Source organism: Kribbella endophytica (assembly GCF_054781295.1).
The window spans coordinates 3,347,435-3,361,795 of sequence record NZ_BAAGUR010000001.1 but is presented as its reverse complement, the minus strand read 5'-3'; the positions used below and the strand labels follow the sequence as shown (position 1 = coordinate 3,361,795).

Sequence of the window (14,361 nt, the reverse complement as noted above, 5' to 3'; positions counted from 1 at the left end):
TCAGCTCCTCAGCTTGTGTGCGCGGAAGAACGAACCGATCAGTTCGTGCGCCTCGAAGGTCTGGGTCACGTAGCCCGGACCGGACGCCGCGTCCGACCCCGGCCAGCTGTGGCCGCCGTCGGTCACGGCGACGTGCACGACATCGGCCTTGCAGCCCTTGTACGTCGCGGTCAGGACGTCGTCGCCCTTGGTGCTCAGCCGCGGCTCCGGGTCGCAGTGGTCGCGGACGGCCCAGTCGCGGACCCAGGTCTGCACGCTCGGCAGGTCGCGCGAGCCGTCGCCGCCGTACGGGATGGTGGTGTCACCGGTGCCGTGGATCGCGAGCACAGGGACCGGACGGCTCGGGGCGCAGCGGCCGCCCTCGATGTAGAACGCGCCGGAGACCGGAGCGATCGCGGCGAACCGGTCGGCCATCTTGCAGGCCAGGATCCCCGTGAAGCCGGCGCCGTTGGACTTGCCGGTCGCGTAGACCGCGTTCTGGTCGACGCAGTACGTCGCCTCGAGGCTGTCGAGCAGGTCGGCGGTGAACTTCACGTCGTCGACGCCCGCCTTCGAGTACGGCGCGCCCTGCCAGGCCTGCTTGTCCTCGTCGCCGAGCACACCGTTGGGGTAGGCAACGATCGCGTCGAGCTTCGACAGATCGGAGAAGGCCTCCGTAAACTCACCGGTCTTGCCGCGGCCGTGGTAGACGACGATCAGCTGCTGGGCCTTCTTCGCGTCGTACTTGGCCGGCAGGTGCAGGCGGTACGTGCGCTCGATCCCGCCGCTGACCAGCGTGTAGTCGGCGCCGGTGCCGGGCTGCTGAGCTGATTGCTTGAAGCAACCGGTACTGCGGTCGGCCGCAGCGTCCTGCTGCTCCTGGGCGGTCCCGGCCGCCGGGGCGGCGATGGCCGGGACCAGCGACGAACTGGCCACGGCGGTCACCAGGCCGGCCGTGACCAGGCCGGCGAGGGCAAGGCGATGGAGTCTCATCAGGGGTGCCTCCTCGGGCGTGCGGCCTGCGGGCGGGCAGGCTCGCGCCTGGAACGCATCGGGCGTGTCCAGTGAGTGTGCGGATTCGGCCGGTCGCAGCGGCGCTGGGACCGGGCTGGGTCAGGCCGAGAGGAGCTCGTCGGCGAAGGCTGCGATCCGGTCGGCGGCCGTCTCGACGAGGAGACGACCCTGCTCAGCGGTGGCGCGTCGGGGGTCTCCCAGGACGCCACGCTTGTGGTACTCGTCGAACCCGACCGACATCCGTGGTCCCTGCTTGGTGCGGGACAGGCGGGCCGGGGTGCTCAGTTCGTCGAACGTCAGGGCGCCGGGTTCCAGCTGTTCGGCGTGGACCAGCTCGGGCGCCAGGTACAGCATCTGCGCGGTCTCCGCCTCACCGGCGTGACCGTGCACCTCGCTGACATCGGTGATCAGGTCGGAGACGATCTCGGTCAGCGGGGTCCAGGCGAAGGTCAGGTCGCTGCGCACGTACTCCTGCGCCAGCACCGACAGCGCGGCGTTGTTGCCGCCGTGCCCGGTGACGACCAGGAACTGCCGCCAGCCGTGCTGGTACAGGCTGTCCACGAGCTCCCGTACGACGGCCGCGAAGGTTGCCGGGGACAACGTCATCGTGCCGGCGAAGGCCATGTGGTGCGGCGATACGCCGTACGTCAACGGCGGTGCGACGACGGCTCGACCAGCGAGGCGCTCGGCGACCAGGTCGGCCACACCGACGGCTCGGACGGTGTCGGTGGACATCGCCATGCCGCCGCCGTGCTGCTCCTGAGCTCCCACCGGGATGATCACGAGCGGCGCCGTACGGACGGCGTCCTTCGCCTGGTCCGTGGTCATCTCAGCGAGTCGGTTGATCATCAGAGGCCTTCCGGGAACGCGGCGGACTGGACCGCGGCGCGAATGTTGTCGAGGTGCTCGCGGGTGAGGCGCTCGGCCTCCTCGGCGTCCTGGGCGCGGACGGCGTCCAGGATCGCGCGGTGCTCCTCGTGGTCGCGTTTGCGGTTGTCGTACAGCTGCCGGATCTGCTGCTGCTCGCGCAGCCGGACCTTCAGCAGCGAGGTCAGGACCTCCTCCAGCAACGGGTTGCCCGAGGCTGCGGCCAGCTCGACGTGGAAGTTCAGCGCGAACGCCGGGCCGCCGGGCGGCACCAGGGCGTTGGTGACCGCGGCTTCGAGGCGTTCCAGGTTCTCCGCGCCGCGCGCCAGCGCCGACTGGTGGGCGACGGCCGGCTCGATCACCAGGCGGGCGCCGATCAGCTGCAGCACCGACTCCTTGGTGATCGGCGGGCGGTGCGGGTTGGCCAGGACGACGTTGTTGATCGTCGGTCCGACGTACGTGCCGGAACCGTGCCGGAACTCGACCGCGCCGGTCGCCTCCAGCTTGCGCAGCGCCTCGCGGATCGTCGGCGTGGTCAGCTCGAACCGCTTGGCCAGCTCGCGGGCGGACGGGATCGCGTCCCCCGGACCGAGGTCCTGGTCCCGGATGATGCCCAGGATCGCCTCGGTCAGGCGATCGGACAGGCTCGGAGCTTCCGCAGCTGAGTAAGTCACAATGTGACTAAATCACTTAGCCTTTCGGCCCGTCAAGACCTCAGCGGCGTACGACTTCCGTAGGGGCTTGGCCCGGCCCTGGGGCCGATGTGCGGTCCAGGCCGGTTCGGCGAGAGTGGGTTCATGTCCACTCCTCACCGCATCACGGCGTTGCTGGCAGCAACCATCGGACTCGGTCTGGTCGCTACGACAGCCGTCGCCTCTCCTGTTGAGACGCCGGGCGCCCACAGCGCCGGCGACCGGCTGTTCCCCACCCTCGGCAACGGCGGCTACGACGTCCAGGACTACGACCTCAGCCTGCGCTACCAGCCGGACCGGACGACGATGGCCGCCTCCGTCACCGTGCGCGCTGTGGCCACGCAGGCGCTGTCGTCGTTCAGCCTCGACTCGGTCGCCCAGCAGATCACCGCTGTCCGCGTCGACGGCCGCGCGGTCCCGTACCGGCTCGACCCTGCCGCCGAGAAGCTGATCGTCACCGCACGGATCCCTCGCGGATCGCACTTCGCCGTCAAGATCGAGTACGTCGCCGACCGCGCGAAGAACCCGGCACCGCCCGGCACCACGCTGCCGCCCGGTGTCGTCTGGCCGATCGAGGCGTGGGTGAGCACCCCCGACGGCTTCGGCGTGATGGGCCAGCCGAACCGGGCCCACCAGTTCTTCCCGTCGAACGACTACCCGAGCGACAAGGCCCGCTACACCGTCCGCCTGACCGCGCCCAGCGACCGGACCGCGGTGTCGGCCGGGCGGCTGCTGGCGTCGTACAAGCACGGCGGTGAGACGACCTGGATCTACCGGACCGATCACCCGATCAAGCCCGACGTGCTGCCGATCGCCGTCGGGCGGTTCCGCGAGATCAAGCAGACCGGTCCGCACGGGCTGCCGGTGCGCAGCTATGTCACGCTGGCGAAGGCTCCGGACGGCAAGGACTACTCGGACGCGATGGAGCGGAGCGCTCGCGAGACGCCGGCGCAGCTCAGTTGGCTCGAGCAGCAGATCGGGCGGCCGTTCCCGTACGAGCGGTACGGCGTACTCGGCCTGATGACCGACTACAACGGCGTCGCGCTGGAGACCGCGACCCTGTCCAGCTTCGGCGGTGCCCTGTCGCTGCCGGCGAAGGACGAGGCGCCGACGCTCGTGCACGAGATGGCCCACCAGTACTTCGGCGATTCCGTTGCCATCCGCAACTGGGACGACATGTGGATCAGCGAGGGCCACGCCCGGTACTACGAACGCAAGTACGCCGCCGCCCGCGGTTTCATCGACCTCGACGCCGAGCTTCGGTCGCTGTACTCGACCGACCAGACCAACCGCAACGAACAGGGCCCGGCCGGCCACCTGAAGAACGCCGGATCCGTCCTGTTCGACACCGACGTCCCGGGCCAGCTGATGCTCGTCGGCCTGAACACCCTGGTCGGCGACGCCACCTTCCGGCGGATCGAGCAGACCTTCTACGACCGCCACCGCGACGGCGTCGCCTCGACCGCCGACTACATCGCCGTGGCCAACCAGGTCTCCGGGCGCGATCTCACGGCGTACATCAAGAACTGGCTGTACTCCCCGACCACCCCGCCCATGCCCGGCCACCCCGACTGGAAGTCGGTCCGCTGACCTCTCGCCTACGCCTGAAGCCCCTTTGCTGTTGCCTGCAGCAACCGGATGAGCTTGGGCTCGAAGTCGAGGGCCACATGCGCCCACCGCGGCTCCTGCCGGTAGAGCTCGGCAAGACTCGCGGTCGGGTGCGACAGCTGCCAGAAGTTGGCGGTCATCGCGAGCGCGGCGGCGATCAGGTCGTGGAGCTGCTCGGCGGTCAGCTCGCCGACCAGCAGGTCCACGATCTCGTCGTACGCGACGAAGGCGTTGGTCTTGAACCTCCGCGCCCGCTCCACGTCGACATCCCCTTCAAGACTGAGCGGCACGTGCGTGAGCAGGTCGCAGAACAGCGGCGACGAGGCCAGCGTCGAGCCGATCAGCCGCGCGATCGCCGTCGGCGACAGGTGCGCCGACCGCTCGCCGACCTCGGCACGAACGGCGTCGCGCCACTGGAACCAGCCTCGCTCGGCAAGCTCGAGCAGCAACTCCTCCTTGCTCGCGAAGTACCGGCGAACGGCAGACGGATGCAGACCGGCCGCCTCGGTCACGGCGGCCAGAGTGAGATGCCGGACCCCACCGAGCTCCCCCGCGAGCCGGACGGCGGCGTCGAGCAGGTCCTCGGTCCGCTGCAGCTTGGCTTCGGGTGATCGGGCGCGCATGGAACCGATGATAACGCAATTGACATGCGTTATGGTTGTAACGCATGCTGATTGCGTTAACCCTTCAGGAAGGAACCCGCTCATGCGCGCCGCATTGGTCACCAGCTTCGGAGAACCGGACGTCTTCGAGCTCACCGAGCTTCCCGATCCGCTGCCGGGAGCCGGGCAACTGTCGATCGACGTCAGCCACGCCGCCGTCGGACTGATCGACGTCTACCTGCGCCAAGGGCTGCTGAAGGACAACCCGGCCCTCCCGCACCCGCCGTACGTCCCCGGCCTCGAGGTCGCCGGCACCGTCCGGGCGCTCGGCCACGGTGTCACCGGCTTCCGGATCGGCGATCCGGTGGTCACCCTCGCCGGCTCCGGCCCGACCGACGGCTACGCCTCCGTCGCCGTCGTCGACGCCGTCCACGCGATCAGCCTCGTCGGTACCGACATCGACCCGGCCCTGGCCGTCGCCGCGATCCCGAACGCCGTCATCGCTCACCTCGCGCTGACCCAGGCCGCCCACCTGCAACCTGGCGAGCGCGTCCTCGTCCACGGCGCGTACGGCGGCCTGGCCTCGGTCTTCCCCGGCATGGCCCGCCTCCTCGGCGCCGCACAGGTCGTCGGCACGGCCCGCGCAACGTCCGGCACCGCTCGCACAACGTCCGGCTCCGCCTCCGACACGTCCCCCGCGGGCGATCCGGCCTCAGCCTCTGCCGCGGCCGACACCCCGCGTTCCCTTCCCTACGACCAAGTCGTCGGAAGCGACTTCGTCGACGCTCTCGACGGGCAACTCTTCGACGTGGTGATCGACCCGGTCGGCGGTCAGCTCCGCACCGACAGCCTCCAGGTGATGGCTCCGATGGGCCGGCTGCTGCTCGTCGGCAACGGCTCGGACGACTGGTCCCACAGCGTGCCCACCAACGAGCTGTGGCTGAAGAACCTCGCTCTCCGCGGCTTCAACGCCGGGCTCTACATCCCGGCACACCCCGAGCAGATCGCCCCCGCTGCCGCGGCCGCGATCGAGGCCGCCCGCGAAGGCCTGCTGCCGCTCCGCACCACCACACTCCCGCTCAGCGATGCCGCGGAAGCCCACCGCCGCCTCGAGAAAGGCGGGGTGGGCGGCCGCATCCTGCTGACGCCGTGAGAGTCGTCCTCCCGCCGGCTCGGGGGAGCCGACTCAGGCGGTGACGACGATCGGGGCGCCGTTGGAGACCAGGGACCAGTCGGTCGTCGCGAAGGCGGACGGGTCGACCGAGCCGGTGGCGGTGACGTAGTCGATCATCAGCTGGCGGATCTCGACCTGCTGGTTGTAGAGCACCGGCGCCTTCGACACGTGCGGGAAGTTCCCGCCACCCGACTGCCGGTAGTTGTTGACGGCAACGACGAACTGCTGCTCCGCGGCGACCGGCGCACCGTCGTACGAGAGTCCGGTGATCCGCGAGCCGACCGGCTTGGCGATGTCGATCTTGTAGACCAGCGGTTTGGTGAGCCCGCCGAGGATGTCGTAGTTGTAGTCCGGCGTCCCGGTCGGCGCGGTCGGGGTCGGCGCGTTGGTGACCTGGTCCGGCGTGAACGGCCCGGTCCCGCTGACCTGCTTGAAGTACTGCGCGCTGAACTCCAGGTACTCCTGCACCTGCGCGCCCGTCATCTTCACCGCCAGCAGCGTGTTGTCGAAGATGTACAGCCCGGCGACGTCCCGCACCGACACGTCCCCGGCCGGGATCGCGGCCGCGCGGTTGAACGGCGCCGCGATCGCGAGCACCGGCAGCGTCGCCTCCGGCGTACCGGCGATCGCCTTGCTGACCGCGTCGGCCTGGACGAAGTTCACGAAGTCGAGCGCGGCGGTGTCCTCCCAGGGTGCCGTCGCGGCCGACATCGCCGTCGTACAGGTGCCGATCTTGGAGTTCACGTACCCGACGACCTGGTCGTGGTCCTTCTGCAGCAGCCGGACGACCTTCGGGTCGGACTCGACCGTGTTCGCGTTGAGCACCTGGCTGTGCCGCGCGACGACCTTCCACCGGCCGCGCTGCTGCTGCAGGTCGAGGTCGATCTGCGCCAGCCGCATGCCCCACTTCAGCGGCTCGACCAGCACGACCTGCTCGCCGGTCTGCTTGTTCGTGACGAACCGCTCGGCGATCTCCTGGTGCGCGTGGCCGACCAGGACGGCGTCGATGCCCGGCACCTGCTCGGCCATCGGGCCGGCCGCGTTCTCCGGCACCGGCAGCGCGTCGCCGTACGACGAACTGAGGTCGATGCCGCTGTGCGCGGACACGATGACGATGTCGGCGCCCGCGCGGCGCACCCGCGGCACCCAGTACTTGGCCAGCTCGACGATGCCGCCGAACTTGATCTTGTTCTCGACCGTCGCCTTGTCCCAGATCGCGATGCCCGGGTTGGTCAGGCCGAGGATGCCGACCGTGATCGGCCGGCCGGCGCCGGGCACGTGCACGCGCTTCAGCACGTACGGCGGGAAGACGGGCAGGCCGGTGGTCCAGTCCTGCGCGTTCGCGCCGAGCAGTGGGAACTTCAGCTGCCGCTGGAACTTGCGCAGGATGTCGAGGCCGTAATTGAACTCGTGGTTGCCGAGCGCGGCGGCGTCGTACCCGATCGCGTTCATCGCGGCGGCCATCGGGTGGATGTGCCCGCCAGTGATGGGCTCGATCTTGGCGTAGTAGTAAGACAGCGGCGTGCCCTGGATGGTGTCGCCGGCGTCCAGCAGCAGCGGGGCCGGGCGGCGACGGTCCTTGGCGATCTCGGCGCGGGCGGCCTTGACCAGGGTGGAGATCTTCGCGAGACCGATGTCGTTGTGCGCCGTGTCGTCGTACTCGGCGTTCTTGAAGTAGTCCCAGTTGAAGACGTTGCCGTGCAGGTCGGTCGTGCCGAGCACGCTCAACCGGACCGTGCGCTGGCCGTGCCCGCCCCCGTGGCCCTGTCCGGAGCTCTGGGTCTGCCCGGCGTACGCCGGGGCCGCCTGGTACCCCGCAGCCACCAGTGCGGTCGCCGCCGCGCCCGAGATCATCGTGCGCCTGCCCATCGTCCGGTCACCGTTGTCCGTCATCTGTCCCGCCTCACGCGTCGTTGGTCACAACGCCCGCCACGATACGGGCGACACGCGCCGTGACAACCCCGGGATGGCCCGGGGGCTGCGAGAGGATGCCGCTCATGCCCGTGCCGCCGCCCGGCAAGCTCCTGCTCGCTGCCGCTGTCCTCCTCGGGGCCGCCCTCGCCCAGGCTGCCCAGCCCTCCGCCCACCCGTCCACCGTCGCCGCACCGCCGATGCGGTCCGTCGCGGCCCACGGTCCGCTGTCCGTCCACCTGGCTGATTCCAAGCCCGGTACTTCCAAGCCGCGGTCGTCGAAGCCGCCGGTGACGCGGAAGAACCAGCGCACCGACACCCCGAGCTGGAACCTCCCGGCGGGTGGCAAGGTCCTGTACCTGACCTTCGACGACGGCCCGCAGCCCGTGTACACGCCGAAGGTGCTCGCCGTACTGGCCAAGCACCACGCGAAGGCGACGTTCTTCGTTCTCGGCCGCGAGGCCGCGGCGCACCCGGCTCTGGTCGAGACGACGCGCCGGGCCGGTCACCGCATCGGCAACCACACGTGGGACCACCCGATGCTGACCAAGCTGTCCCCCACGCGGCTGCGCCAGGAGATCTCCACCGGCGTGAAGTCGAAGTGCTTCCGCCCGCCTTTCCGCGACACCAACGCCCACGTCGCGGCCGTCGCCGCCGAGTACCACCAGCACCAGGTCCTGTGGGACGTCGACACCCGCGACTGGGAGAAGCCCGGCGCCCCGTCCATCGAACGCGCGTTGCTGCGCGGCGCTCGCCCCGGCGCGATCTTCCTGATGCACGACGGCGGCGGCAACCGCTCCCAGACCGTCGCGGCCCTGGACCGAGCGCTCACGAAGCTGTCCGCCAAGGGCTACACGTTCCGCTCGCTCCCCTGCTAGCGGAGCATCGCCGTCTTACCGGCGGAGTAGTGCTGCAACGCCTGGTCGATCACGTGGATCGGCTGGTCGAGCGCGTTGACCGCGAACATCCCCGTCGGCTTGAGCAACGGGTGCGGCTTCACCACAGCCCGCACCGCCGGCTGATCCAGCCCCCGCACGCCTGCCGTCGTAGCCCCCACCCCACGCTGCAGCCGAAGCTCCAGCACGTACTGCCCGAAGACCTTCACCTGCTGAAACCCCTGCACGGACTCCCACGGCAGCATCACGGCGTACGAGCCCCCTTCGCACGCCAGCTCCAGAGCCTTCGGCGACATCCGCATCGCCACCGGCTGCAGCTCGTTGGCCGCGAACCACCGCTCCCGATCCTTCACCAGCCGCAACGCCAACGCCGTACTGGCCAGCAACGGCACCATGCTCGCGATCAGCAGCACCATGAACGGCCACATCCCCGACCCCTGGAACGCCACCAGCGCGTACACGGCGATCCCGATGCCCAAGGCCCCGATCCCGGCGGTCACCCAAGCCCCCCGCCGCAGCCCCGCCCGCACCACTTCCCGCCGCCGCAGCACCGCCTCCCGATCGATGCCGACCACAAACGTCTGCACCGGAACCTGCTCGCTCATCCCCCTAGCCTCCCAGCCCACCGGCCCACTCGCCTCCCGACACCTCTGAAAGGCGGCCGAGGCCGCGCCGAGCGCCGAGGCGGTTGCCAGGTCCGCGACTCAACGGGTGTACGCCGGCCTCATCGCCCTGGCCAAGGCGACGATGCCCGCGGAGTTGACAGGTGACAGGGGGTACGGGTCGACGGAGACAAAGGTCTTCTCGTCAACCCGGTACGCCATGAAGCCGTTGTCCTGCTGCCAGCCTTCCGCGCCGACGTCGACCCGCCGGTTCCCCAGACTCCCGCTGTCTCCTGCGCTCTTCAGATTTCTGAAGGCCACGAATGCCTCCGAGTCCCGTCCGCCGCCCTCAATGAAGACAGCCCTGCGCAGGGTGCCCCAGCGGCAGGTGACGTACCCATCGATAACCGTGTCACGTCGAGCCGCCGCCTTGGCGCCCAGCAGCGCCTCGGCCGCAGCGGTACCACGCTCGCACTCCGGCTGACGGAGAAGCGCCGGGGCCTGCGGGATTCCTCCCGGCAGGCTGTCGATCGTCCTGGCGACGGCCTTCACCGCGTCCAGCTGCCCGTCACCGCTACGCTTCTGGCCCACCTTCACCAGCCTGTCGCCGCTGCGGAACACCAGCCAAGGACCCGCCGAAACCGGGTCCACCGACCAGGAATCCAGGCCGACCTCGGCGTCAACGGTCTGGGCCGTGAACTGCCCTTTCAACCGGCTCGCTTCGTCCGCCCGTAGTACGGCGGCATCCTGCGCTGACACGGGCAGGACGGAGACCAAGATCCGGTACTGGTTGCTCGCGTCGGCAGAATCCGTCAGCCAGCAGACATCCGAGAGCGGGGTTGCGGTGGGCGCCTGATCCTGAGCTTTCCAGCCGCCCGGCAGAGTCGGCCGCACGCGGTCACATAAGCTACCGGCCGACTGTGCGACCGGCGTGGCCTGCGGCGCCGCCGGCTCCTCCTGGTCGCAACCCGCTGATGCCAGCAGTAAGACGACCGCGGATGCCACACCCACCCCAAAACGACGCATCATCCACCCCTGGAAGCATTCCGGCTGTCTGCCGACGGCACAGTAGTCGGTACCACCTCCGCCGGGACCACGGCCTCTGGTTCTCAGCACCTCGGCAATACCGCGGGTGGATTGGGAGCCCGAGCCGGACGGGCGCGAGCGACCGGCTGGGCCTGCGTTAGAGGCGCCGGTGTTCAGAAGGGCCGGGCCGCGACGATCTTTTGGACGAGTGGGGCGAGGGTGGTGGTGAGTTCTTCGATCTCGTGGGGGGCGAGACAGGTGTACGCCGGGGCGGCGAGTTCGTCGGTGAGGTCTTCGATCTCGGTCCGGAGCTTGCGGCCGGCGGGGGTGAACCAGCCTTCGTCGTCGACCAGGCCGCGGGTCCGCAGACCGTCGATCACGGCCTCCAGCTGCTCGTCGGTGAGCGGGTCGAGGCGGCCGAAGTCGCGGGGCTTCATGTCGAAGAGGAGGGCCTGCAGTACGTGCGACTCCTGACCGCTGATCCCGGCAGCGACGAGGGCGGCCAGGTGGCCGTCGCCGCGGTGTTCCCGCAGGAGGGTGGCCGCATGCCACAGCCGGGCGACCGGCTCTTCGGGGACCGGCAGCGACCGCAGTCCGGCGTACAGCATCCTGCCTTCCACCGGCGCACTGAACGCGGCCCGCGTGAAGAGTTCGGCGGCGCGCGCGATCACCGGGCTGTCCGCGAGGTCGCCCAGGATCGCCCGCAGCGCCCTGACGCACCCACGCTCCCGAGCGGCGAGCACCTCCTCCGGCGTCGCGACCTCCCAGCAACTCGGGACACAAGCGGCGACCTCACCCGGCGCGAAGTTGTAGAACAACGCGTCCACAACCTCAGCCGGAACCCGCCCGAGCGGCGCCGACCGCGAGGCGAAGTACAACGGCCAGTACCCCTCGTACCCGAGCGCCTGCAACTCCTCGTCCGGCTCCTCGGCCATGTAGGCGACCTCGTGAATCGGTACGAACAATTCCTTGAGCTGCCGCTCGATGCTTTCCATCTGGATGACCCTCCTCGCATCGGGCCGGCCCGTCGCCGGCCTTTCACCCTCTCTACGACCGGCCCTCCGCCCATCCGACAAACTTGCCCGAAAATATCTGAGTACCCATCGGGCGCTCGGCGTATTGGGGCGGGAGACTGCTTGCGGGCGCAGCTCGAGTAGGCGGACGCTCGGCGTACTGCGGCGGAGACTGCTTCCAGGCGCAGATCGAGTAGGCGGCCGCTCGACCAGCCCTGCTCGGGACGTCGTGCTACTGGCGGCGGGCGAGGTGGGCCGTGACCTCGGCGTTGATCTCCACCGTCTCGGGGAGGACCTCGATGGTTCGGCGGAAGACCTGGTCGCGGTCGGCGGGCGGGAGCATCACGTACGCCGAGACCGTCGAGAGGTGTCCGACGTAGTCGTGAGCGCTCATCGTCAGCCGCCGTTCGACCACCGCCTGCCGGACATCGGTGAACCCCTCGGCCTGCTGAAGCTCCGTGCCAGGCCATTCCATCGGGCGGTCCGCAGGCGGCCTGCTGTCGGGCGACGGGACGCCGTCGTTCTCCAGGTACGGCGCCCGCGCCACACGCGCGGCCTCCTTGAGAGCCGGGTCAGCCAGCTGGATCGGCACGGCAAACGAGGCGAACACGCCACCTGGTCGAATGAGCGCGGCCATCCGGTCCCACCGGCCCTCGGGGTTGGTCCAGTGCAGGGCGGCCGCCGAGTACACCAGGTCGTACGACGAATCCAACGGCAGGTCCTCGAAGGCAGCTTGCACGGTGGTGACGCTTGCCGGCAGGTGCTTCCGAAGCTCCGCAAGCATCGCCGCATCCGGCTCGGTCGCCGTGACCGCAACCCCAGCCTCCGCAAACAGCCGCGTGGCCTTGCCCGTCCCAGCACCGAACTCGAGCGCGGTCTTGAGCGGCCTTGCGGCGTACGCCGTCACCAGCTCCAGGAGTTCCATCGGGTAGCCGGGCCGGAACCGCTCGTACCCTTCCGCCACTGTCCCAAAGCTCAACGCCCGCGCAACCATCCCGGCATCCTGGCACCTTCCATGCCTTCAGCGCTTGTCATTTTCCCGCCGAAGAGCAGACGCGGTGAGGCAGCGACGAGCCCACCCGAAGCGGGATAAGAACGCGTGCCGCGGGCGTCGGCACGCGTAGGTGAGCGCGGCAGCGCGCACTTGAAGCGGGCCATGCAGGCGCGCTGCGGGCGTCAGCACGCGCACGAGCGGAAGCGCGCACTCGGCACGGTAGCGCCGCGCAAAGCGCGGCAGCGCGTGTTGCAAGCGGGCCAGCGCGTGGTTCAGCGCGCCAGCGCGCACTTGAAGCGGGCGAAGCACGCGCACTGCGGGCGTCAGCACGCGCACGAGAGCGCGGCCGCGCGCACTCGGCGCAGTAGCGCCGCGCAAGGCGCAGCAGGCGTGGGACCAAGCGCCGCGCGCGTGGGCTCAAGCGGGCGGTCGCAAGCGCACCGCGGGCGCTATCTCGCGTGAGCGCGGCAGCGCGCACTCAGCGCGGAAGCGCCGTACTACGCGCGCCAGCGCGTGGTTGAGCGCGCCAGCCCGTACTACGCGCGCCAGCGCGTGCTCAGCGCGCCAGCGCGTGCTCAGCGCGCCAGCGCGTGCTCAGCGCGCCAGCGCGTACTTGAAGCGCGCGACAGCACGCGCACCGCGTGCGTCAGCGCGCAACTGAACCAAGGGTGGGTGGGAGCAGGCACCGTAGTGAGCGCCAGCGAACGGAGGAGCCCGCGTGGGGGAAAGCACTAGCTCCCGAGGCGCCGACCAGCCCAGGTCCAGGCGTAGACGCCGTCGTCTACCGCCGTACCGGCTTCACCTAACTCCAGCGGGCGGAAGGTGTCGACCATCACCGCGAGCTCCTCGAAGGACTCGGCGCCGAGTGACGCCTCGATCGCCGAGGGCTGAGGGCCGTGGGCGTAGCCGCCGGGGTGCAAGGAGATGGAGCCGAGGCCGATGCCGGATCCCTTGCGGGCTTCGTAGTCGCCGCCGCAGTAGAACATGACCTCGTCGGAGTCGACGTTCGAGTGGTAGTACGGCACGGGGACGGACAGCGGGTGGTAGTCGACCTTGCGGGGGACGAAGTTGCAGATGACGAAGTTGTGGCCTTCGAAGACCTGGTGGACCGGTGGCGGCTGGTGGATGCGGCCGGTGATGGGCTCGAAGTCGCTGACGTTGAAGGTGTACGGGTAGAGGCACCCGTCCCACCCGACGACGTCGAAGGGATGCGTCGCGTACGTCATCCGCGAACCGACGATCCCGCCCGGTCCGTTCCCGCGGTGCTTGACCAGGACCTCGACGTCCACACCGTCGACCACGTACGGCGTCGCAGGCGTCACCAGGTCGCGTTCGCAGTACGGCGCGTGCTCGAGGAACTGCCCGTAGCGCGACAGATACCGCTTCGGCGCAGCGATGTGGCTGTTCGCCTCGATGCAGTACGCGTGCACCCCGTCAGCGCCCGGCAACCACCGATGCGTAGTCGCCCGCGGGATCAGCACGTAGTCGCCCTCACGCGCTTCGAGCACGCCGAAGACCGTCTCGACCGTCGCCGAGCCCTTCTCGACGTACACGCACTCGTCGCCGATCGCGTTCCGGTAGTACGGCGACGGCTCGCCGGCGACGACGTACGAGATCCGGACGTCGCCGTTCCCGAGCACCAGCCGCCGGTGCTCGACCACGTTCGAACCGGCCGGCCCGTCGAAAAGATCGTGCAGCTTCAGGTGCCGAGGCGTCAGCGGATGGTTGGCCACGGTCGACAGATCCGGTAGCGACCACACCTGGCTGTCGACGATCGCCGACGGTACGCCGGAGTGGTACAGCAGCGACGAGTCCGACGAGAACCCCTCCTCGCCCATCAGCTCCTCGTAGTACAGCGCGCCGTCCGGGTTCCGGAACTGGGTGTGCCGCTTCGGCGGGACCTGCCCGACCTGCCGGTAGTACGCCATGACCCCTGCTTCCGCATCGCCGTTTATCGGACACGACTGTCCGCTTACCGAAAGC

General features: G+C 69.7%; 13 protein-coding genes. 3 read left to right on the top strand and 10 right to left on the bottom strand.

Annotation, left to right across the window (positions count from 1 at the left end; translation table 11 throughout):
* The 3 genes from ACYVIO_RS16120 to ACYVIO_RS16110 all read right to left on the bottom strand — a co-directional run bounded on the left by ACYVIO_RS16120 (position 1) and on the right by ACYVIO_RS16110 (position 2,534).
* A complete protein-coding gene (locus ACYVIO_RS16120) occupies positions 1-972 on the bottom strand; it encodes a CE1 family esterase (RefSeq protein WP_460651569.1) in 972 nt (323 codons plus the stop codon).
* Between the two features lie 120 nt (positions 973-1,092).
* Positions 1,093-1,821, bottom strand: a complete 729-nt coding sequence (locus tag ACYVIO_RS16115; protein ID WP_460651568.1) for a creatininase family protein — start codon at positions 1,819-1,821, stop codon at positions 1,093-1,095.
* Between the two features lie 20 nt (positions 1,822-1,841).
* On the bottom strand, positions 1,842-2,534 hold the full coding sequence (locus ACYVIO_RS16110) for a FadR/GntR family transcriptional regulator (RefSeq protein ID WP_460651567.1): 693 nt from the start codon (positions 2,532-2,534) through the stop codon (positions 1,842-1,844).
* A gap of 123 nt (positions 2,535-2,657) precedes the next feature.
* Here ACYVIO_RS16110 and ACYVIO_RS16105 point away from each other — a divergent pair, with 123 nt between their 5' ends.
* Positions 2,658-4,142 carry a M1 family metallopeptidase gene (locus ACYVIO_RS16105; protein ID WP_460651566.1) on the top strand — a complete coding sequence of 495 codons (1,485 nt, stop codon included), beginning with the start codon at positions 2,658-2,660 and terminating at the stop codon, positions 4,140-4,142.
* A gap of 8 nt (positions 4,143-4,150) precedes the next feature.
* Here the strand turns inward: ACYVIO_RS16105 and ACYVIO_RS16100 are convergent, their stop codons facing one another.
* Positions 4,151-4,783: a TetR family transcriptional regulator gene (locus tag ACYVIO_RS16100; protein WP_460651565.1), complete on the bottom strand. Its 633-nt coding sequence runs from the start codon at positions 4,781-4,783 to the stop codon at positions 4,151-4,153.
* An 82-nt stretch (positions 4,784-4,865) separates the two neighbouring features.
* Here ACYVIO_RS16100 and ACYVIO_RS16095 point away from each other — a divergent pair, with 82 nt between their 5' ends.
* A complete protein-coding gene (locus tag ACYVIO_RS16095) occupies positions 4,866-5,915 on the top strand; it encodes a quinone oxidoreductase family protein (protein ID WP_460651564.1) in 1,050 nt (349 codons plus the stop codon).
* A gap of 33 nt (positions 5,916-5,948) precedes the next feature.
* Here the strand turns inward: ACYVIO_RS16095 and ACYVIO_RS16090 are convergent, their stop codons facing one another.
* Complete coding sequence (locus tag ACYVIO_RS16090) at positions 5,949-7,829, bottom strand: bifunctional metallophosphatase/5'-nucleotidase (RefSeq protein ID WP_460651563.1); 1,881 nt, start codon at positions 7,827-7,829, stop codon at positions 5,949-5,951.
* 104 nt (positions 7,830-7,933) lie between these two features.
* On the opposite strand from ACYVIO_RS16090, the gene ACYVIO_RS16085 reads away from it, so the two are divergent.
* On the top strand, positions 7,934-8,725 hold the full coding sequence (locus tag ACYVIO_RS16085; protein ID WP_460651562.1) for a polysaccharide deacetylase family protein: 792 nt from the start codon (positions 7,934-7,936) through the stop codon (positions 8,723-8,725).
* Here the strand turns inward: ACYVIO_RS16085 and ACYVIO_RS16080 are convergent.
* The 5 genes from ACYVIO_RS16080 to ACYVIO_RS16060 all read right to left on the bottom strand — a co-directional run bounded on the left by ACYVIO_RS16080 (position 8,722) and on the right by ACYVIO_RS16060 (position 14,306).
* A complete protein-coding gene (locus tag ACYVIO_RS16080; RefSeq protein WP_460651561.1) occupies positions 8,722-9,348 on the bottom strand; it encodes a hypothetical protein in 627 nt (208 codons plus the stop codon). The genes ACYVIO_RS16085 and ACYVIO_RS16080 overlap by 4 nt on opposite strands.
* Positions 9,349-9,447: 99 nt before the next feature.
* Positions 9,448-10,239, bottom strand: coding sequence for a hypothetical protein (locus tag ACYVIO_RS16075; protein WP_460651560.1), 792 nt, complete (start codon positions 10,237-10,239; stop codon positions 9,448-9,450).
* A 305-nt stretch (positions 10,240-10,544) separates the two neighbouring features.
* On the bottom strand, positions 10,545-11,366 hold the full coding sequence (locus ACYVIO_RS16070) for an SCO6745 family protein (protein WP_460651559.1): 822 nt from the start codon (positions 11,364-11,366) through the stop codon (positions 10,545-10,547).
* Between the two features lie 250 nt (positions 11,367-11,616).
* Complete coding sequence (locus tag ACYVIO_RS16065; protein ID WP_460651558.1) at positions 11,617-12,348, bottom strand: class I SAM-dependent methyltransferase; 732 nt, start codon at positions 12,346-12,348, stop codon at positions 11,617-11,619.
* 761 nt (positions 12,349-13,109) lie between these two features.
* Positions 13,110-14,306 (bottom strand): homogentisate 1,2-dioxygenase domain-containing protein, encoded by a 1,197-nt coding sequence (locus tag ACYVIO_RS16060; RefSeq protein WP_460651557.1) that lies wholly within the window; start codon positions 14,304-14,306, stop codon positions 13,110-13,112.
* Positions 14,307-14,361 lie beyond the last annotated feature (55 nt).